Below are 23,756 nucleotides of genomic sequence, written 5' to 3' on the forward strand. Positions count from 1 at the left end.
ACTCGATATACATCCGATAAAGCAACGGTGGTAGATTACATACCACACATATAATCACACACGTCCTCATTATTGGGTGATTGCGTTTCATCACTAACTCCTAAACTTAGAATGCCCGTCTTTGCTCGTGGGTTAGGCTCCAGGGCGGGATCCCACTTTAAATTGAACTTTTACGGTTGGTCATGATCTGATCTGCCTTGCCCTTAATCCACAGATGACCATGACCCTTTTGAAACAACTAGAACAGATTACCGATCCCCGTAAGGACATCAATCTAAAGCATAATTTAGTGGATGTGGTGTTCCTGACACTCAGTGCTATCCTCAGCGGTGCGACTGGGTGGAAGTCTATTCAGGAATTCGGAGAAGAACAGCTAGATTGGCTCCGTCTGTACCGAAAATTCGAAAATGGCATCCCTAAAAGGCATTGTATCAGTAATATAATCAAAGCATTGGACAGCGAACTGCTCCTTCAAGCCATATTTGGCTGGATCAATGAGCAACGGCAAACGGAAGGGAAAACCGTTATCGCGCTGGATGGAAAAACCCTGCGCGGGGCGTGGAGTGAGGATGCTAAGAATGCACTCCATGTTGTCAGCGCATTTGATGTCGGCAACGGCATTACACTTTACCAAGACAGTTCACATTCTAAAGGGAAAGAAGCTGAAGTCGCCCGCAACATGATTGATGCTATGGCACTGGATAATGCCGTTCTGACGCTGGATGCACTGCATTGTCAGGTGTCTACCATGAACAAAATTAAACAGGGGAACGGTGATTTCATTATTCAGCTCAAGTCGAACCAGCCGGGATTATTTGAAGCAGTCAAAACCAGCTTCAGTAAAGCGTATGAGCAGCCAGAACTGGCTATATTTGAGCAGTTCAACATGGGTCATGGCCGCAGGGAGCGCCGAACAGTCATGCAGATAGAAGCAGAATTATCAGCGGAACTTAAGAAAAAGTGGCCGCACATCACCTCATTTATCGAAGTTGCCAGTGAACGGACAGTCGATGGAATAACATCATGTTCTTCACGCTGGTATGTCAGTTCCTTACCGCTCAATGCCGAAGAGGCCGCGAGGACTATTCGAGAGCATTGGGGGGTAGAAAATCAGCTCCATTGGGTGCTGGATGTGGTCTTCCGCGAAGATGCGCTGAAGGTAACGGATCCTGATGGCGCAAAGCATCTCGCCCTATTTAACCGAGCGGCTCTGAGTGCGATAAGGCAGCACCAAGGCAAAAAAGACAGTCTGGCAGGTAAGCGCCGCCGTGCTGGTTGGAGTCCTACATTTCGCTCAGAGTTGTTATTTGGTTAAGATATAAACAAAGTGGAATCCCGCCCTGGGTTAGGCTCTGATAAAAAGGAGTATTGTAAGCACTTTTTCGTACAGAAGAGTAAGACGCTAATACTTCTGGAGAAATAGCTTCAATAGGATTATCAGAAAAATCAATTCTCCTAAGGTTATTCCCAGGCTTCAATTTTGGCAAAGTCATTAAACGATTGAATGAAACATCGACTGACTTTAGCCAGGGCATCTCAGTAATCACACTGATATCATCCAAGTCGTTTTCACGAACAAATAAACCTTCCAAATTAGGCAGTGATGCTACTGACGAAATATCAACAGTCCCATTATTTCTAAAATCTACTTTTACAAGACTGGGTAATTTATCAACACCATCTAATGTAGGTAGATTACTAGCTGCACCAAATATCTCTTTTAAGTTTGGTAAATCAGTCACATTTTCCAGTACATTATCTTCGACAGAACGAAAAGCAATACGTTTTAACTTAGGCAGATTACTAATTTTAGGCAAACTACCTTTTTTTATGTTAAACATCCAAATCTTTTCTAAGTTTTTAGGGAAAATCACGTCTTTAACTTTCGGACTATCCATTCCATGTATACTTAGTTCACGCAAATGTTCCAACTTATTAATAGTGGAGATATTCTTATATTCCGGCATAGTTAACACAGCTCGCTCCAAATTCATTAAGGAACCGATATCAAGGTCAGATCCTGATAAATCTATTGACAAGTACTTTAGCGACTGACTTCCATCAACAATATCGAATCCATTAAAATTTACTACGGAGCTAATTAACACGTTAAGATGAGTTTGCTTTTCAACATTCAAAATACTCTCCAGATTAGCTTGTTCAATCCTTAACTTAGCTAAATTTCCAGCTTCTGGTAGAACTATATGTTTTGTCGTGCCTACACCTAAGATTGCAAGTCTCTCTAGATTACCAAACTGACTTAAATCAAGTGTACCGTCTAAAAATTGCACTCCCCACAGAAGCATATACCGAGTGTTGGCAACAGCCTTTATAAATTCAATTGGTAATTTGGTGTTACTCTCAACGACAACATTTATAGCTTTTCCTTGTTGATCAAGAAGCACAGCGATACGGGACAGCGAGCCAGTCCCGCCAAAAAATTCATTACTTCCTATTATTGCAGGAATAAAGGCGTCATTATGTCTTTCATGCTGCTCCGAAGGTAGCGGGCCGAATTCTCCTGTAAGTCCTTCAACAAAAAAATATAGCGCGCCATATTCAGACTTAAAACTTCTCTGAATATTTTGTGCTACAGGCGAAGCTTGGATAATCGCTGCCGCTTTCTCTTCAGGAGACAACGCCAATACTTGCCCTACCACCAGTAACCATAATCCAAGTATGACTGTCAACGAGACCACATGTTTTTGTTTTATCAATATTTTCTCCATCAATCGATTCTGAGTATAATTTGGGCGTAAAATGAAAAGGACGCAAAATGAAGACACCCATAATTCTTGGTAGATTATTGGCTCCTTGTCTAAATAACTGATCCTATTTGTGCTACATCTTGCTGAACCCTTGTGGCGCAAGAGTTTCCGGATATGCTCTCCTGAAGCCCAGCTCATCAGGCTTGGTGTTCTAACTGCGTCAAGTTACCATTTGGAGACGATATCGGTGCAGTATTCTACTGTTTGGAACTAATGAAATGGACACCTCCCCACAAAGACTTCAGTGAGCCATGCTGTAAGTGCAAACCAACAGCAATATGAAGAGGTGTCCCATGGAACAAATTATCGGAATTGATCTGGCAAAGCGAGTTTTTCAGGTGAATATTGTATCTGCGCAGGGTGAGAAGAAAGCGAATAAAATGATCACCCGTGAAAAATTGACGGCGTTTATTGTTCAGCAGCCTCCGTCCCGTATTGTGATGGAAGCGTGCGGTAGTGCAAATTACTGGTCACGCCAGTTCAGACAATACGGACATGAAGTTAAACAAATCAGTCCACAGTATGTTGCCCCCTTCAGAATGGGCAGTAAAAATGACAAAAATGATGCAGCTGCAATTGTCGAAGCTGACAGTCGCCCGGGTATGCGCTATGTGCCGGAGAAGTCTATTGAACAGCAGGATATTCAGTGTCTGCACCGGGTTCGCCAGCGGCTGATGAAAAACAAAACCGCGCTGATTAACCAGATACGGGGGCTAGGCCTGGAATACGGTATCGCCATACCGGAAGGGGCTCATAAAATTATGGCCCACCTGCCTGAGCACCTGGAGGATGCAGAAAATGAGCTCACCACGCTCAGCCGGGAGCTGTTCCATGAGATGTTGCAGGAACTTCAGGACAATCAGCAGCGGATTAAAACTCTGGATCTGCGCCTTGCGCTTATCAGCCAGCAAAATGAGGATACCCTCAGACTGAAAAGCATACCTGGTATCGGGCCATTAGGGGCTTCAGCCTTGACGGTAGCTCTAGGCGACAGCGCTGATTTTCAGAATGGCCGGCATTTTGCCAGCTATCTGGGGCTGGTTCCGAAGGAGCACAGCAGTGGTGGTAAAGTCAGACTACTCGGGATAACAAAACGCGGAGATGGTTATCTGCGAGGACTGCTTATTCATGGCGCCCGCTCAGTGGTTTACCGGGTCATCAACCTTCCGGAAGAACGATGTGGAGGTCTCCAGCGGTGGCTGAAAGGTATTATTGCCCGAAGTGGCGTAAACAAAGCTGTAGTGGCGCTGGCTAACAAAAATGCCCGAATAGCGTGGGCGCTAATAAACCAAAAAACAGAGTATATCGTTAAGTAACTAACTGATTTTAATAAGTCCAAAGAGTTGATGTGCTGACAGGTAGAACCGACTCTCTGTGAACCTGACAAATAGCTGGGCTGCTAAAAGCCATGGCACTAATGAGGACAGAGAGTACGGATGTTCATCAGGGCTCACGAAGCCGGATATATGTGTGTGGCTACTTTGTCAGAAAGAGACCTGCCGGTGCTTGCATCGGAGAGGTGTCCATATAAGTTATTTAGGCTTGAATGGAGCCTTTGAAAAGGAAAGGATACAATACCGAGGCCAAGATATACTCAAGTAAGTCTTGATTCTCCCCTTCTATCACTGCATTTATAAAGCACTTCCCCTTTGGGCCCAGCAATATACAGGACATCCTAAACACTTTCCAACAAACATGCAGCCAAACATGCAGGACCCCCTAAACACTTTCTGAGCCGCGAGGAGCACGTTGCAGGGGGCAGCCTTTGATAAATAACAACGTATTTTTGGAAGTAGGCTCTCTGAGACGATCACTTTCAGAGGTTCATGTAAAATTGCCGTTTTCAGGCATATCTGCAGCAGGCTTAAGCCTGCTTATGCAAAATTACGAACGGTTTAAGGTTAATGGGGATGTATTGCTTGGCTTTGTTGCTTACCCCGGCACCATTTACCACCATATTTGGCCTTCATCGCACACATCGCATCCCATCGGCCACTCATGCCACTGTACTGACGGCGAAACTCCTTGGCGGAAGTTATCCAGGCATCGTCGCTGATACCAAGCTCAAGCAGTAGTTTGGGTCTGGAAGAGGCAATAAAGCCACGCTTGTCTTCCCGCACCGCCCGGCCTGTCCAATCAATCAGCTCCAGATAGTCGGCAAAGTGAAACGGAATCCCGACTTGTTCGGCGGTAGTTGCTGCACCATCAAATTGCAGCAGTGGCTTAATTGAAGCGTTGGCAGATGCAGGCTCAGCAACTTCTTCTATGCGTTCCTGAATGGATGTGTAATCAGAAGTTTGCAGCGAATCTTCAATACCGGCGCGAATGGGATTTAAATCCACATACATCATGCAGGCCAGTAGCGCCTGTTCATCGAGCAACGCCTGCGACTTAAAGCGTCCTTCCCAGAATACGCCCTTGCAGCCATCTTCTCGATTGGCCTTGCGGGCGATATCTTCGTTTAAACAGCGCATAAACCAACTAATGCTGCCAAGGCGTTCCTGCCAATCGCTAATCAGCGTATCCAACAGTATTTGCTCACCTTCTGAGAGACTATCGCCCTTGAGGAACTTTGCCGCCACAGGATTGCCATTAAAGAGCCCTGTCCAACGCTCAATGACTTCAAATGGCGACAACGATTGTTGCGCAGCCAGGTCGATTTTGAGCACCAAATGGTAGTGATTACTCATGACCGCATAAGCGCAAACGTCGATGCAGAATATTGACGACAACTGCCTGATTCTATCCACTATCCAGCCACGCCTATGTTCGTAACTGCGCCCCGACAGTGCATCTTCACCACACAAAAATGCCCTTCTCACGCAACGGTTAATCACGTGGTAAAAGGGCGTACTTTCAGCATCTATCAACTGGCGACGGGCAGTGGTCATAACCAACCTCGACTGAGCTTTGATGGGTATTTCAAAGTCTAGTCAAGCCTGGGCGAAACATCAAAAAGATATGGCTGTCCTGTATTCTTGTGAAACATCAAAAAGATATGGCTGTCCTGTATTCTTGCTCACCTTCTGAGAGACTATCGCCCTTGAGGAACTTTGCCGCCACAGGATTGCCACTAAAGAGCCCGGTCCAACGCTCAATGACTTCAAATGGTGTCAACGCTTGTTGCGTAGCAAGGTCGATTTTGAGCACCAAATGGTAGTGATTACTCATAACCGCATAAGCGCAAACGTCGATGCAGAATATTGACGACAACTGCCTGATTTTATCCACTATCCAGCCACGCCTATGTTCGTAACTGCGCCCCGACAGTGCATCTTCACCACACAAAAATGCCCTTCTCACGCAACGGTTAATCACGTGGTAAAAGGGCGTACTTTCAGCATCTATCAACTGGCGACGGGCAGTGGTCATAACCAACCTCGACTGAGCTTTGATGGGTATTTCAAAGCCTAGTCAAGGCTGTGTGAAACATCAAAAAGATATGGCTGTCCTGTATTCCTGTCGACTGAGCTTTGATGGGTATTTCAAAGCCTAGTCAAGGCTGTGCGAAACATCAAAAAGATATGGCTGTCCTGTATTCTCTGTTGACGACAACTGCCTGATTCTATCCACTATCCAGCCACGTCTATGTTCGTAACTGCGCCCCGACAGTGCATCTTCACCACACAAAAATGCCCTTCTCACGCAACGGTTAATCACGTGGTAAAAGGGCGTACTTTCAGCATCTATCAACTGGCGACGGGCAGTGGTCATAACCAACCTCGACTGAGCTTTGATGGGTATTTCAAAGCCTAGTCAAGCCTGGGCGAAACATCAAAAAGATATGGCTGTCCTGTATTCTTCGTGGTAAAAGGGCGTACTTTCAGCATCTATCAACTGGCGACGGGCAGTGGTCATAACCAACCTCGACTGAGCTTTGATGGGTATTTCAAAGCCTAGTCAAGCCTGGGCGAAACATCAAAAAGATATGGCTGTCCTGTATTCTTTGTGTATTCTTTGGCTGTCCTGTATTGTTTTTTATTTCGCTGTCCTTTCTTTTATTTCCCGATGGGTTAAGTAAACTTTATCCTGAAAGCCTTCATTGACGGACAGAGTAAGATCTGTTGCTAAATCTTGAACGAGCAATGTGAAATCATCGACATCACTCTGTTTGACGGGAATGCCTTCATCACCATGAGCGATAGAATTTCTAAATTTCAATAGCTTATTAAGTGGAGTTTCATATTCAGATCTAAGACATTTCAAACACAGTTTTCTCAATATAGTGTTTGTCACCTTCAAGTTGGCATTTGACTCTGTATTGACAGCGGTACTGAAAACCACATGCCCCTGATACATATCAAACAAATTTCTAGACAGCTTGGTTATTGTTCCAAAGTCCGTCTTTGGTGACTTGAATTTGGCGACATTGTCAGTTTGATAGGATATGTAATAATCATGCAAATTTGAGAATGGGACGCGCTCTTTGTTTATTTCCTGCAAATAAAGAGCAACAGACTTCTTCAAAAAACCTTCCCATTCCGCATATATTCCTAAAATTGACTGACGAAGTAGGAAGTGTCTGTGCTCTGGGAGCATCGAGTAACGAAGATGCACCGTTTTGCACTTATACATCTTGCTCTGCAAAGCATCTAGTTCGCAACAGAGAAGCGATTGCAAGTTACTCATTCGGCGCGAAGACCTCTATCGCTCTTTCAATTCTCTTTTTAACCCTTTCCTTGTAGTTAGATGCCACACCAGAAACCTTCTTAAACTCGTCGTCCTCTTTGAGGGCTTCAATTTTTTCTCGGAGTTTATCTTCACCCGCTTTCTCATAATAATCAATGTTTCCAGCTACTCCATTAAAAACCCCGTCATAAAGACTGGTGGACAGCTGTCCGTTTTTACCGCTTAGGGCACTTCGACCAATCGGTCTTACAATTTCAACAACGCGATTAAATGCCTCCATCTTTCCCTCATAATCAACTTCTTTCCTTGTCGCCATTTTCATATACTCAGTCATATGATCTGAGAGGTTTTTATTAACTTTCTCATGATTCTGAAAGAGAGAAAAAAACCTAAGTACCAGCTCATCTAGATAAAGTTCATCTTTCTGTTTTTGCGTTGGCTGAATCAGCTCAACGAAATCATCTTTTGATGAAAGCTGTTTAATTAAGTTGGTAAACTCAACTGAAATACCACGAAATATGCAATTTCGTATTTCTTGATCAGTCAAGGGAGAGCCGCCTGTATTCAATCTGTTAAAAAGCTCGTAACGCATATCATAATTACTATCCCATTTAACAACTTCAATTCGACATACTGAACGTTTTATATTCAGCTGGTATTTAATTGGAAGGTCTGCAACTTGAAGCCCTTCGAGCGACTCAACCACATCTCCGGCAACAAGAGCCCATCCATTCTTTTCAGGAGTGTGCTTAAGCATTCCGAAGTAAGAAAGTATTGTGGATAGTCTTTGAAGGCCATCTACAATCTCCCACCTGCCATCTGTGTCTTCGGCAACAAAAATTGACGGTATCGGAATGCCTAGAAGTATTGATTCGATGAACCTAGACCTTTGAGCAAAATCCCACCGGAACAATCTTTGGAATTCAGGATCAATTACTAGCTCATCGTTTGAGTACATGTTCATTAGCTCGCCAAATGACATGTCGAGCCGATCAGCTGACAAACTGTTTCGACCGCTTAGTATCTCATTTTCTAAATTACTCATTATCTCTCCGTCTGGTTGATTTCCTTAACAGCTGTATAGTGCGCACGCACGTTTTGGTCCTCAGATGAGTGTAAACGCACATAGTTATCTGGTTGTATTAGCTGGATATAATAGAATTTAGTCCTAATCTCACTTACGACGAACCGCACAAAACCCACAGCTACCGCACGGCTCCAAACTCTGTTCGTCCCTGAATTCCGCTGAAAACGGAAAAATACCACTGCCGCCGACTTTGAGCCGCTGAGCTTAAGGAAGCGCTAAAGCTAAGCGGTTGAATTGGTTATACAATACCTAGTACTGAATGTTAAAACAATTAGCCAAAGGTCAAGTTTTTGACAAAGGCCACAAAACCCTGATTTGGCTGATTTTTGCAACAGAATTGACTGGCTTTGCAATCCGAAACAACTTTCCTTGTTATTGGGCCTAATCTAGTCACGCTGGCTGGTGTCGAGCAGACAGGTATTGTTGCTGGTACTTTAGCCTTTAAGCCCGATACGGGCGAAATAGATGGCGGTTTTGCCCTCATGGCTTGAGTAGTACACCAGCTTGAGTTCATCGCCGTCCAGCTCGATACCGGCGTAGCTGGTATCGCCGCCGGATGGCAGGGTTAAGAGCTCGGTGACCTTGGCTGTAGCACTATCGATTTCCACCAGCGAGGTGCGCACCTTATTGTCATAGAGGCGCACCACGGCCAGCAGGCGGTCGTTATAGAAAAAGGCCACCGGGCCACCGATACGGCAACTGAGCGGCTGCCAGTGCCAGATTTTGAAAGGTGCCTTGGCCTTGCCGAGCAGCCCGGTTTCTTGTGCGTCCCACACAGGATCGCGCCTAAGCAGGCAAAGCACTTCTGTATCTGAAGAGGTTTGAGCAGAGCGAGTCTGCTCGCCGCCCCGAAACAGCAGTGATGATTCGTTGACATAGCCGTCATTTTGCAAGGGGGCAACCCAGGGCGTAAATTGCAGCGTGCCGGATTGTGATGCTTGCAAGCGCTCACTGCGATAGAGCCTGACATCACCATCGGCGCCTGGGCGATAGCCCACGCCGTAGAGGCCATCTTCGGCCTCGGTCACCCGCCAGAGCCAGTATCCGGTATCGGCGACTTTTTCGGGCGCCGACCAGTTGATGCCATCCAGCGAGTGCCACATCAAGGACTGCAGCGGCGCCTTGCCATGTTTGGAGGCTGCGCCAAAAAGCCATAAACGGCCGGCATGGGCGAGCAGTTTGCCGTCACGCAGATCGCCAAGCTCGCTTTGAATAAGCGCCGCGGCCTGCCAGCTTTGGCCATCGTCGGTGGATTTAAGCACTCTCAGCGCACCATCATCAGACACATGGGCTTGGCCCTCCCGAAAGACGCAGTAGAGCGCTCCCTGCCAGCGGCATAGATCGCAAAAGGCGTTGTGTTCGCCTTGGTCCCAAATTTTTGTGTGTGAGATCAGCTGCATGCCTTGGCTCCCTGAGTTGCTGTTCCTTTATCTTATACCATTACTTAACTGCGCCAAGGTAAGTGGACTTTTTACGGTAAAAAGTGATGGCAAAAAACTTTGGCGAAAAGCTATGGCAAAAACGACGACAAAAACTATGCAAAAAAGCAGCGAGAAACAGTGCAAAAAGCTTAGAAAAACAGTAACAAAAAAGGCCGCCGCGGCGACCTTTCATTGCATTGGAATCACATCTTTAGATGGGATTAGATAGGCTATCGACAAGCTATAACACACTGCCGATAAGGCCTTGGCGGCATCAGCTGCGCTGCCGGGTCGGCTTGGGCTTGCCCGCCGCCGTCTTGTGTTTACGCACGGCGCGGCGCACCTTGGCACTGCGTACCTTGTTACGGGCCACGCTGTGTTTGTCGGCGCCCAGCATAGAGCGAGTTTCCGGATCCATGCCCGCCAATTGGCGCAGGTAGTTGACCTGCTCCAGCGGCAGTTCGACCCAGCCGCCACGGGGCAGGCTCTTGGGCAGTTCTATCATGCCGTAACGCACCCGAATAAGGCGGCTCACCTGCACTTCCTGGGATTCCCACAGACGACGCACTTCACGGTTACGCCCTTCGCGCAGGGTAACGTGCCACCATTGGTTGATGCCTTCGCCACCGGCGGCCTTGATGTGGTCAAACTGAGCCGGGCCATCTTCCAGCATAACGCCGCTGCGCAAACGCTGCAGCGCCGCTTCCGGCACTTCACCGAAGGTACGCACGGCGTACTCACGCTCCACTTCATTGGAGGGGTGCATCAGGCGGTTGGCCAGTTCACCGTCTGAGGTGAACAGCAACAAACCCGAGGTGTTGATATCCAAACGTCCCACTGCAACCCAGCGGCTGTCTCGGGTGCGGGGCAGACGATCGAATACTGTGGGCCGGCCTTCGGGATCTTTGCGCGAGCAGATCTCCCCTTCCGGCTTGTGGTAGGCCAGTACCCGGCAGATCACATCATCGGCAGATTTCAACGATACCGCACGGCCATCGATACGTACCTTGGCGTCGGCTTCGATGCGATCACCCAGTTTGGCGATTTCTCCGTCAATACTCACGCGACCTGCAGCAATCCATGCCTCCATCTCACGACGGGAGCCATGGCCTGCACGGGCCAAGACTTTCTGCAATTTTTCGCTCATTCAAGTTGACTCTTCTAAGGGTTCCGGCGGTGTTTTCATCCCCGAAAATACCGCCTCTAATGATTCGGCGTCAGACAGAGGCGGCAGATCCGCTATGCTGTCCAGACCGAAGTAAGCCAGAAACTCTGTAGTGGTGGCGTATAACGAAGGCCTTCCCGGCACCTCTTTGTGTCCCACAACGCGGATCCAGCGTCTGTCTGTTAAATTCTTGATAATCTGGCTGCCGACAGCCACCCCTCTGACCAGCTCAATTTCGCCGCGGGTCACAGGCTGACGGTAGGCGATAACCGCCAGGGTTTCCAATGTTGCCCTGGAATACTTGGGCGCCTGCTCCTGCCACAGAGGTTGCAGCAAGGGGCTGAGGCTGTCGCGGGTCTGAAACCGATAACCGCCGGCGACCTTGACCAGTTGTACTCCGCGCTCCTGATAATCCAGGGTCAATTCATCCACCGCGGCGCGAATACGCTCGCGGGAGACACTGAAATCGGCCAGCACGGTTTCTCTCAGAGCCTTCAAGGTCATGGGCTTGGCCAGCACAAACAGGCTGGCTTCGATCAGTTGTTTCAGTTGAAGGTCGTTAATCTTCGCCAAGTCGGCTCCCGTCAGTACGCCTTGAGATAAATTCGCGATAAAGGTTCGGCCTGGATCAGTTCCACCAGCAGTTCCTTTACCAATTCCATCAACGCCAGAAAGCTGACCACCACTCCGGCGCGCCCCTCTTCCACCTTGAACAGGGCTTCAAAAGGGGTGTAATGCTCACTGGAGAGCATGGCCAGAATTTGGCTCATCCGCTCCCGGGTAGAGAGCTGCTCGCGCTGCACCTGGTGAGAAGTGCCGGCTTCCACCCGCTTGAGTACCTCGCCAAAGGCCCGGGCCAGTTCGGCCAAAGACACATCCGGCGGCACCAGCAAGGGCTTGATATCCGGCGCCTTGCCCGCCTTGGCCTGGAATACATCCCGCTCGAGCCGGGGCAGTTCATCCAGCCGCACCGCCGCCTCTTTGATGGCTTCATAAGCCTTGAGTTGGCGGATCAGTACGGCTCTGGGGTCTTCCTCTTCCTCGGCTTCCAGCTCCGGCCTTGGCAACAGCAAACGCGACTTGATTTCCGCCAATGTTGCCGCCATCACCAGATAGTCGGCCGCCAGCTCTACCCTGGCGCCCTGCAGCAGCTCGATATACTCAAGATACTGGGCGGTGATCCTGTGGATGGGCAGGTCTACCACATCCATTTTTTGCTTGCGGATCAGGTACAAAAGCAAGTCGAGCGGCCCTTCAAACGCCTCAAGAAACACCTCAAGCGCCTCGGGAGGAATAAAGAGATCGGCAGGCAGCTCTCTAAGCGCCTCACCCCGCACTACGGCAAGCGGCAGACTCTGTTGAACGCCTTCACTCAAGCCGTTTTCTCTCCTCTGGCAGCATCCTTAAGGCGGCATAGGCCGACCAAACGCGCGATTATACCTTTATTGAGCGGTTAAAGAAATGGGCTGATATCGCCACTGCCTTCACGGACTATGACCATTTCGCCTTCAGACATGTCTATCACTGTGGTGGGCTTTTCGCCCAGGTAACCGCCGTGGAGAATGGCATCTACCTGATGTTCGAGAATATCGCGGATATGCTCGGGATCCGACTCGGTAAAGTCGTTGCCGGGCAGAATAAGACTGGTGGACATCAAGGGTTCACCCAGAGCTTCCAGCAGCGCCAGGGCGATAACATTGTTCGGTACCCGAATGCCTATGGTGCGTTTCTTTTCATTCTGCAGCCTTCTTGGCACCTCTTTGGTGGCCTTGAAGATGAAGGTGTAACAACCCGGCGTGTTGTTCTTCAGAATGCGAAACGCCTGATTATCGACTCTGGCATAGGTCGACAGCTCAGATAAGTCGCGGCACATCAGCGAAAAGTTATGATCATTGTCTATCTGGCGAATTCTGGCGATACGGCTCATGGCGTCTTTATCGCCAATCATACAACCCAGCGCATAGCCGGAATCTGTGGGGTAAACTATGACCCCGCCGCTTTTCAGAATGCTCACCGCCTGGCTTATCAGACGGGTTTGAGGATTCACCTCATGTACGTAGAAAAATTGACTCATTTAGTTATTGTCCATTGCTTGCATTGCCAGACCCAGTTCAATCCCTGGGGCCGATACAGATTCTTGCCCAGTTCCAGCCAGCGGCCGGGAAAGTGGAAATCGGATCCCACCGAGGCGTAGAGGCCGTTGAGAGTGGCCAGCGCCCCTAAATTATTTCTGTCGTCTGTGGTTTGCTGCCCGAGCACCACCTCCATGGCATCACCACCGGCGGCTTTGAATTCGCGCACCAGGCGTTTGAGCCACTTGGCCGACAGTTGATAGCCACTGGGGTGGGCCAACACGGCCACTCCACCTGCGTTGTGGATCACCTCTATGGCCGTCGCCATCTCGCCCCAGTTGTTGGGCACATAGCCCGTCTTGCCGCGGCCGAGAAACTTCTTGAATACGCTGGCGCTATCCGGCGCGTACCCCTGCTCGGCCAGGAAACGGGCGTAATGGCCACGGCTCAGCGCCGCATCACCGGCGAGCGCCCTGGTGCCTTCGTAAGCCCCTGGAATACCGGCCTTTTCAAGCCTTGCGCCTATCTCGCGAGCCCGCTCTTCCCTGAGCTCACGTTGACGCTCGAGAAAGACAAGCAGGTTTTCGTCGTGGCGGTCGATATCCAGCGCCACGATATGAATATCATAGGCGTGCCAACGGGTAGAGATCTCAACCCCGTCCACCAGGGTCAAAGGCGCGCTCTGCCCGGCATTGAAGGCATGGGCCTCATCCAGCCCGGCGACTGTGTCATGATCGGTAATCGCCAGCAGCTCAACCCCCTTTTCCAGGGCGCGCTCGAGCAGCAAAGACGGTGTCAGTTGGCCATCTGAGGCTGTGGTATGGCTGTGAAGATCGGCCAAAGTATTTTCAGTTATCATAGCGCTATTGTACTTGGTTTTGTTGGCAAAATGCGATTTATCTCCGCTGGGCGACGGCAAATTGGCAGAAATTTGCATAAATTAAAAATATTCAATTGACATTGGCGGGCAGCTGGGTTTTTCTATAGGTCAAACGTCGAGAGGACAAATTTTCAATGACACACTTCAACGCTTCACTCAACATCATCTGGTGGTGGCACTTCCCTTAACGCGGGTAGTGTGAAGCGCTGTGCACGATTGAAAATAACGCAGCCAAATTCAACAAAGAGCCCGCAAGAGATTGCGGGCTTTTTTGTGCTTAACGGTCAGGAAAACCCCGCAGCCAGGCTAAACAGCGGAACAACAGGAAGGACAGATGAACAGAATCGAGCCAATCGCCAGAGTACACCGCCAGACGCGGTCACTGCCCTATTACGACGATCCCCTGAAACTGTATCAGCAACTGACGCGGGACAAGCCTCACAGCATGTTGCTGGAGTCGGCCGAAATCGACAGCAAGGATCACCTGAAAAGCATTATCCTCAGCCACGCGGCGCTGGCCATTCGCTGTGACGGGTCGACCTTGAGCTTCGAGGCTTTGACAGACAACGGCGCCGGACTGCTGCCCGCGATTCACGACTTCTTTAACTCGCGCGGTGAGGTCAGCCTGGAGCAGCAGAGCCTCAAGGTCGTGCTGCGCCCGATCACTGCCGAGCTGGATGAAGATGCCAGACTCAAGGCAGGCTCGCCGCTCGATGGCCTGAGATTACTGCAGCAGGGTCTGATTGATGAAAAAGAGAGCCAGTTTGAAACCGGATTTCTGGGCGGCGTTTTGGGGTACGACCTTATCGCCAGCACAGAGCCGCTGCCAAGCGTAAGCCAGGGCGCCAACCACTGCCCCGACTATCTGTTTTATCTGGCTGAAACCCTGATAACAGTAGATCACCAAAAGGGCTGCGCCGAAGCCGTGGTGATGGAGTTTAATGGTAACAGCGAGGTGCAGGCCGAGCTTGGCGCCAGACTGGATGCCATAGAAACCAACTGCCAGCTGCTGGAAGATGTTGCCCCTTTAAGCGGCGTACATGCCGAGGCCAGCGTCAATATCAGTGACGCCGATTTTTGCCGCCAGGTGAGCCGCCTCAAGGAGCATATCTGCGCCGGTGATATCTTTCAGGTTGTGCCATCACGCAGTTTCAGCCTGCCCTGCCCCAATACTCTGGGCGCCTATAGGGCACTGAGACTGACCAACCCCAGCCCCTATATGTTTTACCTGCGCAGCGCCGACTTCACCCTGTTTGGCGCCTCTCCGGAAAGCGCCCTCAAGTATGAAGCCAAGGGCAATCAGGTTGAGGTTTACCCCATCGCCGGTACCCGCAAACGCGGCAAGACCCCAGATGGCGAGATAGATTTCGATCTCGACAGCCGAATAGAGCTGGAGCTAAGACTGGACAAGAAAGAGTTGTCGGAGCACATCATGTTGGTGGACTTGGCCCGCAACGATATCGCCCGCATCAGCCAGAGCGGCAGCCGTAAAGTGGCCGAACTGCTGAAGGTAGACAGATACTCCCATGTGATGCATCTGGTCAGCCGGGTAACCGGGCAGCTTAGGGAAGATCTCGACGCCCTGCACGCCTATCAGGCCTGCATGAACATGGGCACCCTGGTGGGCGCCCCCAAGGTGCGCGCCGCCCAACTCATTCGTGAAACCGAGCAGCAGCGCCGCGGCAGCTATGGCGGCGCCGTAGGTTATCTCAACGCCCTTGGCGATATGGACACCTGCATAGTGATCCGCTCTGCCTTCGTCAGCGAAGGCATGGCGCACATCCAGGCCGGGGCCGGAGTGGTCTATGATTCAGATCCCCAGGCCGAGGCCGACGAAACCGCGCAAAAGGCGCAGGCAGTGATCAGTGCAATCAAGATGGGAGGTGGCCTGTGAAACTCTATCTATTGGATAACTTCGACTCCTTCACCTACAACCTGGTGGATCAGTTCCGCAGCCTGGGCTTTGAAGTGCTGGTGTATCGCAATAATGTCAGTGCTCAGTCGCTCGCCGAGCGGATGCTGGCGGAGCCGGGGCAGGCGGCGCTTATTCTGTCTCCCGGCCCGGGCGCCCCCGGAGAAGCCGGTTGCATGATGGAACTTATTGCGCTGCTGGCCGGCAAACTGCCGATTCTCGGTATCTGCCTTGGTCACCAGGCCCTGGTTGAACATTACGGCGGCAAGGTTGAGCGTGCCCCCCAAGTGGTACACGGTAAGGCCAGCCCGGTCGAGCACAACTGCGATGGCCTGTTTGCCAACCTGCCATCTCCCTTGCCTGTGGCCCGCTATCATTCACTGGTGGCAACCAAGGTGCCCGACTGCCTGGAGGTGATTGCCACGACAGAAGGCATGCCTATGGCCATCAGCCATCGCTGTGATGCCGCAGTCGGCTTCCAGTTCCACCCCGAATCGATTCTCACCACCCTTGGCAGCACCTTGCTGGTGCAAACACTGCAATACCTGACCATGAGCCGCGAGGAAACCTGCCATGACTGAACTGCAACCTCTGTTCGACAGCCTGTACCGGGGCGAGTCTTTAAGCCGTAGCCAGGCCGCCAGCCTGTTTGCCGAACTTATCGACGGCAAGCTCAGTGAAAGCCAGATGGCGGCCATGCTGATCGCGCTCAAGCTCAAGGGCGAAACCATAGACGAGATCAGCGGCGCCGCCGATGCTCTGCTGGCCGCGGCCAAGCCGTTTCCGCACCAATGTCAAAGGGTAGTGGATATTGTCGGCACCGGCGGTGACGGCCACAACACCATCAATATCTCTACCACGGCCGCCTTTGTTGCCGCCGCGGCCGGAGTCAATGTTGCCAAACACGGCAACCGCGGAGTGTCCAGTAAGTCGGGCTCTTCCGATCTGCTGGCACAGTTCGGCATAGACTTGACCATGTCGCCCGAGTGCGCCGCCAAACACCTTGCAGACAACGGCCTGTGTTTTCTATTTGCGCCCCATTACCATGGTGGAGTGCGGCATGCTGTACCTGTACGCCAAGCGCTCAAGACCCGCACCCTGTTCAATGTACTCGGCCCGCTGATTAATCCGGCTCGCCCCGACTATATGCTGCTTGGGGTCTACAGCCCGAGCTTGGTTCGCCCCATCGCCGAAGTGTTGCGGGCCCTTGGCGTCAAAGGCGCCATGGTCGTTCACGGCAGCGGCCTAGATGAAGTGGCGCTGCACGGCGAGACCCAGGTGGCCGAACTCAAGGGTGCAGAGATAGTGGAATATCGCCTCACCCCGGCAGACTTTGGCGTGCCCCAAGCGACGCTGGCCGAGCTGGAAGGCGGCACCCCGGCAGAAAACGCCCTTATTACCCAAGCGCTGTTCGCCGGTAAAGGCAGCGCCGCCCAACGTCACGCCGTAGCCATCAATGCCGCCTGCGTGCTCTATCTCGCTGGCAAGGCAGACAATCTCAAACGGGCCACCCAACTGGCACTGGCCACCCTGGATGATGGCCGCGCCTGCGCCAAACTCAACGCCCTGGCAGACAAGGCCCACCAAACCCAGACTGAAAACAATGACGCCAACTCACCACAACCCAGCAAGGCAGGAGCCATATCATGAGTAACGTGCTTGAGCGTATCGTCGCCACCAAGCAGCAGCATATTGAAGCCCTCAAGCTGCGTTTTCCCGAAGAGAGCCTGACGCCCAAGACGTCGGATCGCAGCCTGTATCAGGCACTCAGTGCAAAAGGCGCCGGCTTTATTCTGGAATGCAAGAAGGCCAGCCCCTCCAAAGGGCTTATCCGCAAAGACTTCGATCCGGTTGCCATTGCCGATGTTTACAGCCGCTACGCTTCCGCGGTGTCGGTACTGACAGACGAGGCCTTCTTTCAGGGTGACTTTCGCTATCTACCCAAGGTGCGAGCCAGAATCAAACAGCCGGTATTGTGCAAAGATTTTTTTGTTTCGCCTTATCAGGTTAAGTTGGCGGCCCATCAGGGCGCCGATGCCATCTTGCTGATGCTGTCGGTACTCAGCGATGAACAATATCAATTGCTGGCGAGCGAAGCCGAGCAATATGCCCTCGACACCCTCACCGAGGTCTCCAACGAGGAAGAACTCAAGCGGGCGCTGGCTCTGGGTGCGCCGATTATTGGCATCAACAACCGCAACCTCAGGGATCTGAGTACAGATCTGGCGATGACAGAATACTTAGCCCCCAAGATCCCCGAGGGGACACTGATCATCAGCGAATCCGGGATCTACAGCCGTGAGGATGTACGCCGCCTCAGCCCGCTGGTCGACGGCTTTTTGGTGGGCAGCTCGCTGATGGCCGAGGCCGATTTGGATCTGGCCTGTCGCCGCCTTATCTATGGCAACAACAAGGTGTGTGGCCTGACCCGGGAGCAGGATCTGCTGGATGTGGCAAAATCCGGTGCCGTCTATGGCGGCCTGATCTTCGCCGCCAAGTCCCCCCGTTGTGTCAGCCGCGCCCACGCCGCCGAGCTGTGCCGTTATAACGCCGAGCAGCCGCGTAAACTGGCAATGGTAGGGGTATTTGTCAATGAATCACCGGCTAAGATGGCCGAGCTGGCCAATGAACTGAAACTGAGCGCGCTACAGCTTCATGGCAGTGAATCAAGCGAAGATATTGCCAAGCTCAAGCAGCTGCTTGAGCAAAATGGGCACCAGGCCGAGATCTGGAAGGCTGTCCCGGTCAATGTCGACGGCGGCGAGCTGCCGACCTTGCCGGAAGGCGCCGACCGCTATCTCTATGACAGTAAAAGCGGCGACAGCTTTGGTGGTACCGGCAAAAATTTCGATTGGCAACAAGGGCTTGCCCAGCGTGAACGCGCCATGCTTGCCGGTGGCCTGAGTCCGGACAACGCCGCCTTGGCTGCCACCCAGGGCTTTTTCGGGCTGGACTTTAACTCAGGGGTGGAAAGCGCCCCAGGCATCAAAGATAGAGCAGCACTGCAGGCGGTGTTTAAGCAGCTCAAAGCCTGACAAGAACAACAGTATTCGCCTGTCAGACAGGCGCAACAAGTATCCTAAGGAAAGCAGTATGAGCGAGTTAAAACTCAACCCTTATTTCGGGGAATACGGCGGCATGTATGTGCCGCAGATTTTGATGCCGGCGCTGAAGCAGTTGGAAAGTGCCTTTGTCGAGGCCCAGAATGATCCCGCCTTTCAGGCCGAGTTCACCGAGCTTTTGAAAAACTATGCCGGGCGCCCCACCGCCTTGACCCTGACCCGTAACCTGTCGCCCAATGACAAGGTGAAAATCTACCTCAAGCGGGAAGATCTGCTGCACGGCGGCGCCCACAAGACCAACCAGGTGCTGGGGCAGGCGCTGCTGGCCAAGCGCATGGGTAAAAAAGAGATCATCGCCGAAACCGGCGCCGGTCAACACGGGGTGGCCACCGCCCTGGCCTGCGCCCTGCTGGGCCTTAAGTGTAAAATTTACATGGGCGCCAAAGATGTGGAGCGCCAAAGCCCTAATGTGTTCCGCATGCGTTTGATGGGCGCCGAGGTCATTCCTGTCACCTCAGGCTCTGCCACTCTCAAAGATGCCTGCAACGAGGCGATGCGCGACTGGTCCGGCAGCTATGACAAGGCACACTACCTGTTGGGTACCGCCGCCGGACCTCACCCCTTCCCCACCATAGTCAGGGAGTTCCAGCGCATGATAGGCGCCGAAACCAAGGCGCAGATCCTTGAGCGTGAAGGCCGACTGCCGGACGCCGTCATTGCCTGTGTTGGCGGCGGCTCCAACGCCATAGGTATGTTTGCCGACTTCATAGATGAAGCCTCGGTGCGCCTCATAGGCGTTGAGCCGGCCGGAAAAGGCATAGATACGCCGATGCACGGCGCGCCGCTGCGGCACGGCAAGACAGGCATCTTTTTTGGCATGAAGGCGCCCTTGATGCAGGACAGCAACGGCCAGATAGAAGAATCTTACTCCATCTCTGCCGGGTTGGATTTCCCCTCTGTGGGCCCGCAACACGCCCACCTCAACGCCACCGGACGCGCCACCTATGAGTCGGCCACCGATGAGGAGGCGTTGGAGGCCTTCCAGTTACTGGCCCGCTGCGAAGGGATTATTCCGGCGCTGGAGTCGGCCCACGCGCTGGCCTATGCCATCAGGCTTGCCAAAGAGTGCCGCGAAGAAACCATACTGGTGGTTAACCTCTCCGGCCGCGGCGATAAAGACATATTTACCGTTTCCGATATCCTGGCAGAGCGCCAGGCTGCATCTGCATCCAAATCTGAGCCGTCACATAAGCCACAGGAGTCACAGGCATGAGTACACGTTATCAAACCACTTTTGCCCGATTGCAGGCCGAAGGCCGCGGCGCCTTTGTTCCCTTTGTGACACTGGGCGATCCCGGCCCTGAGCTGTCGCTGCAGATTATCGACACCCTGATTGCCCATGGTGCCGACGCCCTTGAGCTGGGCTTCCCCTTTTCCGATCCGTTGGCCGATGGCCCGGTGATCCAGGGCGCCAACTTGCGGGCGCTGGCGGCAGGTACTACTCCAGCCAAGTGCTTCGAGCTTATCGCCGAGGTACGCAGCCGTTATCCCGAGTTGCCTATCGGCCTGCTGTTGTACGCCAATCTGGTATACGCCAACGGCATTGACAACTTCTATCGCCACGCCGCCGAGGCCGGGGTGGATTCAGTGCTGATAGCCGACGTGCCGGTTGAGGAAGCCGCACCTTTTATAGAAGCCGCCAAGGCCCATGCCATAGCGCCTATCTTTATTGCGCCACCCAATGCCGATGATGATACCCTCAAGGCGGTGAGTGAAGCCGCTGAAGGCTACACCTATCTGCTGTCCCGCGCCGGGGTAACAGGCGCCGACAATAAGGCAGGTATGCCGGTGGATGAGATACTGGCCAAGCTCAAAGCCTTCGATGCGCCGCCTCCACTGTTGGGGTTCGGTATTGCCGAGCCGGCTCAGGTCAGCGCCGCAATTGCCGCCGGCGCCGCCGGTGCCATTTCTGGCTCTGCTGTGGTCAGGATCATTGAGCAACACCAAAATGCGCCCGATATGCTATTGAGCACTCTGGCCGACTTTACCCGTGCCATGAAGGACGCCAGCTAAGAGAGGACTTATTCGCCCCTCCCTCTTTAACCCTCCAGCCAGGGTATTCCCTGGCTTTTTTATGCTTGTCTTACAATGACTTTGCGCTTGTTACTTGTGTTGGCACAGGGTAACAAGATACCCTTGAATCATTCTCTATGCGGTTGCAATGAGAAGCATGTAAAACCGAGATCCTTGTATCAAGCTAATCATCTCGGCTTCAGGGACGAAAGGGACTTTCGGCCGTGCGGTAGCTATTGTCTTAATGCACTATTTTCATGCACTGTTTTAAAGCTGTATTTAAGGCAATGGCTTGGGATAGAGCCGCGCAGCACTCAGATACGCTTCAGGAGCCCAGTATCAAACCGCGACTGACAACCAACTACACCAAGCGGAACTCAAGTATGAGAAGACTATTTTACCTCCCGATTATTCTATTCTCGACTGCTGCTATGGCATAAACACTGGAAACGGATGGTTATAAAATAGAGATAGAAATCAACTGTGAAAGTGAAATGTTATGTGACGATGTTTCCTATATAGGCCAGTCCAAAAAGTTGGGGGAATCAAATAAGATTAACCGGCAGAACAGTACACACTATGTGCAATGATGGTGTTACCCCCTGCACCTTCCTGGGCTATGAGTTTCAAAACGACTCAATCAATTACTTTGTTTCCGTCTTTGGCGAGCTTAGCGTCACCAATCAACATGGCGAGTTGATCCTGGAACAATCCGGGCAATGGCTCGATTAGCATGCTCATCAGCAAATCCAAATTCACTATCAGACTTGATTGTATAAAGGACAGGGAAAGAATAATGATAAAAAGGATGTTAGCTGTTTTTGGGATAAGCTTTTTTATTGTCGGTTGTGCCAATATTCCACTTGGCACCATGCTCAGTCTAAGCTCCTTCGATGAGCAGGATTTTGTTCAATTAAACCCGCAAGTCATCAGATCGCAGATCCTTATCGATGCGCCGGGCAAACTCGACCTTGATACCACTGAACTGACCCTGGAGCTGGATAGCAGTAAGGGAATATCCAGTTATCGTTTCCCGCTCAGACTGGAATCGACTGAGATTATCCCCCAAAACGAGGGACTGTTCAGCACCAGCCCTATGAAACACCATTACCAATTGACACTCTCTGAAACGGCAATAAGCAGTTTCAGGCAAGTGCAGGCGTTGATAAATACCGAGACACCCACAGAGTACAGCTTTTCCATCGACGCGGGCCTTGCTGATACAAGCGAACCGTTAAGGGAAGTCACCTTGTCGGTTTTGATCAAACTGACCGAAGAGCAGGGATATCTGACCTTGATAGATAACGCGACACTCAACCTTGAGCAACTGCCTTGAGCTTGGGCCTTGAGCATAAAACGACAGCAGCCTTAACCCCTGATTTGATTAAGACTGGATCCAAAACAACCAACAACAACTCAAGGAAATCGGTATGCAGATTGACCTTTTCAGCAAGTTGATGATGACCTGCAAAATGAGCTTATCGACAAGCTCAGAACCTATAATCACAGCTATATAAACGAAACTAGCCAACCTCTGGCCGCAATCGCCCGCGATTCCGAGGGACAACTCATTGGTGGCGTGAGTGGCCGCAGCATCTATCGCCAGTTGCTGATTGAGGTGGTTTGGGTCGCGAAGGAGCATAGAGGTTCAGGTCTTGGCAGCCGCTTAATGGCTCTGTGCGAGCAAGAGGCAATCAAACGGGGGTGCCTGGCTGCGCAGCTCGATACTTTGTCGTTTCAGGCGCCGGCATTTTATGCCAAACAAGGGTTTGAAGTTGTCGGCTCGGTCAGCGGAATTCCCGGCAGTCCGGACAGGTATTTTATGTGTAAACGCTTCAATGGCTGAAGGCCAGGCTGCAATACGCCTTTTCTCCTGAGAGCGTGTTTGCGCCTTGTTCAATTTAGAGACTTGTTTCCATGCACGGACTCATGAGTAACACCAAGTGGCGCAAGGTATTGACTGTTCTGGCCAAGTACCCCGTCTATCTACAGCTCAAACGCCTGCAGGATGAAGACTTTCCACTGGATGTCGAACGCGCCGATCTGATTCTATCTGAGCTGGGTGCGACACACTTTACTTATGTAAGATGTTCAGTCAGCTACAACGAGATAGACAAGTTGAAAGTAAAACGTCCAGCCAGAATATCGGCTTGGGGAGCAAACGAGATGACAGATTTATTTTTAGAGCTGAGCACGGAACTGAAAACCCTAGGTCAGCTCCCTTGCCAATTTGGGACCGATACACTTGTCCTGTTCGGTTATCAACAAAACGTCAACTGAAGCCGGTATTATTATACTCCCTCCAAAATGACAGAGAACGCCATGACACTGACACAACTCAAGAAACTGTTACAGCAATGCCCCAACGCCACTGCCGACTATCCTTTTGGTCCTGAGGCCAGAGTCTATAAGGTCATGGGTAAGATGTTTGCTCTGCTGGCCGAGCAGGAAACGCCCCCTAGGGTGACACTCAAGGCCAAGCCAGCCGACGTGCAGGCACTGATCGATAGCTTTGAGGCGATAGTGCCCGGCTATTACATGAATAAGCAGCATTGGTTCACGCTAACCTTGAATGGTGAGGTCAGCGAGGATATGCTCCGTGACCTGATTGAGGCATCCTACGCCCTGGTTGTCAGTAAACTGACCAAGGCGCAACAAGCCCAGTTGCAACAGCAAAACACCTAAAA

Annotated in this window: 23 protein-coding genes and 2 pseudogenes; 13 read left to right on the plus strand and 12 right to left on the minus strand. The window is 51.5% G+C overall.

All coding sequences use genetic code 11. The features are described from left to right. The first annotated feature begins 220 nt into the window (after window positions 1-220). Window positions 221-1,315 (plus strand): ISAs1 family transposase, encoded by a 1,095-nt coding sequence (locus ACSHSR_RS12820; protein ID WP_109248997.1) that lies wholly within the window; start codon window positions 221-223, stop codon window positions 1,313-1,315. Here the strand turns inward: ACSHSR_RS12820 and ACSHSR_RS12825 are convergent. Further along, the gene (locus ACSHSR_RS12825) at window positions 1,284-2,717 is read right to left on the minus strand and encodes a leucine-rich repeat domain-containing protein (protein WP_479630811.1); all 1,434 of its coding nucleotides are present in this window, start codon (window positions 2,715-2,717) and stop codon (window positions 1,284-1,286) included. The genes ACSHSR_RS12820 and ACSHSR_RS12825 overlap by 32 nt on opposite strands. Window positions 2,718-3,061: 344 nt before the next feature. Here ACSHSR_RS12825 and ACSHSR_RS12830 point away from each other — a divergent pair, with 344 nt between their 5' ends. After that, window positions 3,062-4,084, plus strand: a complete 1,023-nt coding sequence (locus ACSHSR_RS12830) for an IS110 family RNA-guided transposase (RefSeq protein WP_115389538.1) — start codon at window positions 3,062-3,064, stop codon at window positions 4,082-4,084. A gap of 585 nt (window positions 4,085-4,669) precedes the next feature. Here the strand turns inward: ACSHSR_RS12830 and ACSHSR_RS12835 are convergent. The 11 genes and pseudogenes from ACSHSR_RS12835 to rnm all read right to left on the minus strand — a co-directional run bounded on the left by ACSHSR_RS12835 (window position 4,670) and on the right by rnm (window position 14,001). Continuing rightward, window positions 4,670-5,659 carry a transposase gene (locus tag ACSHSR_RS12835; protein ID WP_186265555.1) on the minus strand — a complete coding sequence of 330 codons (990 nt, stop codon included), beginning with the start codon at window positions 5,657-5,659 and terminating at the stop codon, window positions 4,670-4,672. A gap of 240 nt (window positions 5,660-5,899) precedes the next feature. After that, window positions 5,900-6,140, minus strand: a pseudogene (locus tag ACSHSR_RS12840) (transposase); the annotation flags it as partial. A 174-nt stretch (window positions 6,141-6,314) separates the two neighbouring features. Beyond that, a pseudogene (locus tag ACSHSR_RS12845) lies at window positions 6,315-6,482 on the minus strand (alpha-amylase family glycosyl hydrolase); the annotation flags it as partial. Window positions 6,483-6,746: 264 nt separating this feature from the next. Beyond that, complete coding sequence (locus ACSHSR_RS12850; RefSeq protein ID WP_096141263.1) at window positions 6,747-7,397, minus strand: MAE_28990/MAE_18760 family HEPN-like nuclease; 651 nt, start codon at window positions 7,395-7,397, stop codon at window positions 6,747-6,749. Beyond that, the gene (locus ACSHSR_RS12855) at window positions 7,390-8,442 is read right to left on the minus strand and encodes a DUF262 domain-containing protein (RefSeq protein ID WP_096141264.1); all 1,053 of its coding nucleotides are present in this window, start codon (window positions 8,440-8,442) and stop codon (window positions 7,390-7,392) included. Before ACSHSR_RS12855 ends, ACSHSR_RS12850 begins: the two co-directional genes overlap by 8 nt. 476 nt (window positions 8,443-8,918) lie before the next feature. Then, on the minus strand, window positions 8,919-9,884 hold the full coding sequence (locus ACSHSR_RS12860) for a sialidase family protein (protein ID WP_096141265.1): 966 nt from the start codon (window positions 9,882-9,884) through the stop codon (window positions 8,919-8,921). A 295-nt stretch (window positions 9,885-10,179) separates the two neighbouring features. Continuing rightward, window positions 10,180-11,052, minus strand: a complete 873-nt coding sequence (rluB, locus tag ACSHSR_RS12865; RefSeq protein ID WP_025010665.1) for a 23S rRNA pseudouridine(2605) synthase RluB — start codon at window positions 11,050-11,052, stop codon at window positions 10,180-10,182. Next, complete coding sequence (gene scpB / locus ACSHSR_RS12870) at window positions 11,053-11,643, minus strand: SMC-Scp complex subunit ScpB (RefSeq protein WP_025010666.1); 591 nt, start codon at window positions 11,641-11,643, stop codon at window positions 11,053-11,055. 11 nt (window positions 11,644-11,654) lie between these two features. Further along, a complete protein-coding gene (locus ACSHSR_RS12875; RefSeq protein ID WP_025010667.1) occupies window positions 11,655-12,446 on the minus strand; it encodes a segregation and condensation protein A in 792 nt (263 codons plus the stop codon). A 77-nt stretch (window positions 12,447-12,523) separates the two neighbouring features. Then, a complete protein-coding gene (locus ACSHSR_RS12880) occupies window positions 12,524-13,144 on the minus strand; it encodes an L-threonylcarbamoyladenylate synthase (RefSeq protein WP_025010668.1) in 621 nt (206 codons plus the stop codon). Continuing rightward, window positions 13,141-14,001 (minus strand): RNase RNM, encoded by an 861-nt coding sequence (gene rnm / locus ACSHSR_RS12885; RefSeq protein ID WP_115390660.1) that lies wholly within the window; start codon window positions 13,999-14,001, stop codon window positions 13,141-13,143. The genes ACSHSR_RS12880 and rnm overlap by 4 nt, the downstream gene beginning before the upstream one ends. A 355-nt stretch (window positions 14,002-14,356) precedes the next feature. On the opposite strand from rnm, the gene ACSHSR_RS12890 reads away from it, so the two are divergent. The 11 genes from ACSHSR_RS12890 (at window position 14,357) to ACSHSR_RS12940 (ending at window position 23,754) form a co-directional block, all read left to right on the plus strand. Then, on the plus strand, window positions 14,357-15,916 hold the full coding sequence (locus ACSHSR_RS12890; RefSeq protein ID WP_335919750.1) for an anthranilate synthase component 1: 1,560 nt from the start codon (window positions 14,357-14,359) through the stop codon (window positions 15,914-15,916). Beyond that, window positions 15,913-16,515, plus strand: a complete 603-nt coding sequence (locus tag ACSHSR_RS12895) for an aminodeoxychorismate/anthranilate synthase component II (RefSeq protein WP_208128200.1) — start codon at window positions 15,913-15,915, stop codon at window positions 16,513-16,515. The genes ACSHSR_RS12890 and ACSHSR_RS12895 overlap by 4 nt, the downstream gene beginning before the upstream one ends. Beyond that, on the plus strand, window positions 16,508-17,584 hold the full coding sequence (gene trpD, locus ACSHSR_RS12900; RefSeq protein ID WP_208157656.1) for an anthranilate phosphoribosyltransferase: 1,077 nt from the start codon (window positions 16,508-16,510) through the stop codon (window positions 17,582-17,584). Before ACSHSR_RS12895 ends, trpD begins: the two co-directional genes overlap by 8 nt. Next, a complete protein-coding gene (gene trpCF, locus ACSHSR_RS12905) occupies window positions 17,581-18,969 on the plus strand; it encodes a bifunctional indole-3-glycerol-phosphate synthase TrpC/phosphoribosylanthranilate isomerase TrpF (RefSeq protein ID WP_479630812.1) in 1,389 nt (462 codons plus the stop codon). Before trpD ends, trpCF begins: the two co-directional genes overlap by 4 nt. A gap of 58 nt (window positions 18,970-19,027) precedes the next feature. Next, window positions 19,028-20,269, plus strand: a complete 1,242-nt coding sequence (gene trpB / locus ACSHSR_RS12910) for a tryptophan synthase subunit beta (RefSeq protein ID WP_144132122.1) — start codon at window positions 19,028-19,030, stop codon at window positions 20,267-20,269. After that, window positions 20,266-21,069: a tryptophan synthase subunit alpha gene (trpA, locus tag ACSHSR_RS12915; RefSeq protein WP_479630813.1), complete on the plus strand. Its 804-nt coding sequence runs from the start codon at window positions 20,266-20,268 to the stop codon at window positions 21,067-21,069. Before trpB ends, trpA begins: the two co-directional genes overlap by 4 nt. A 579-nt stretch (window positions 21,070-21,648) precedes the next feature. Beyond that, window positions 21,649-21,801: a hypothetical protein gene (locus tag ACSHSR_RS12920; RefSeq protein WP_201314576.1), complete on the plus strand. Its 153-nt coding sequence runs from the start codon at window positions 21,649-21,651 to the stop codon at window positions 21,799-21,801. 76 nt (window positions 21,802-21,877) lie between these two features. Then, entirely contained in the window at window positions 21,878-22,405 is a 528-nt protein-coding gene (locus ACSHSR_RS12925) for a hypothetical protein (RefSeq protein WP_221051364.1), read from the plus strand. Between the two features lie 177 nt (window positions 22,406-22,582). Beyond that, window positions 22,583-22,915, plus strand: a complete 333-nt coding sequence (locus ACSHSR_RS12930) for a GNAT family N-acetyltransferase (protein WP_311043381.1) — start codon at window positions 22,583-22,585, stop codon at window positions 22,913-22,915. A gap of 83 nt (window positions 22,916-22,998) precedes the next feature. Then, entirely contained in the window at window positions 22,999-23,349 is a 351-nt protein-coding gene (locus tag ACSHSR_RS12935; protein ID WP_187575637.1) for a hypothetical protein, read from the plus strand. Window positions 23,350-23,391: 42 nt separating this feature from the next. Beyond that, window positions 23,392-23,754: an MmcQ/YjbR family DNA-binding protein gene (locus ACSHSR_RS12940; RefSeq protein ID WP_025886772.1), complete on the plus strand. Its 363-nt coding sequence runs from the start codon at window positions 23,392-23,394 to the stop codon at window positions 23,752-23,754. The last annotated feature ends 2 nt before the right edge of the window (window positions 23,755-23,756 follow it).

The organism is Shewanella sp. VK101, from assembly GCF_056497865.1.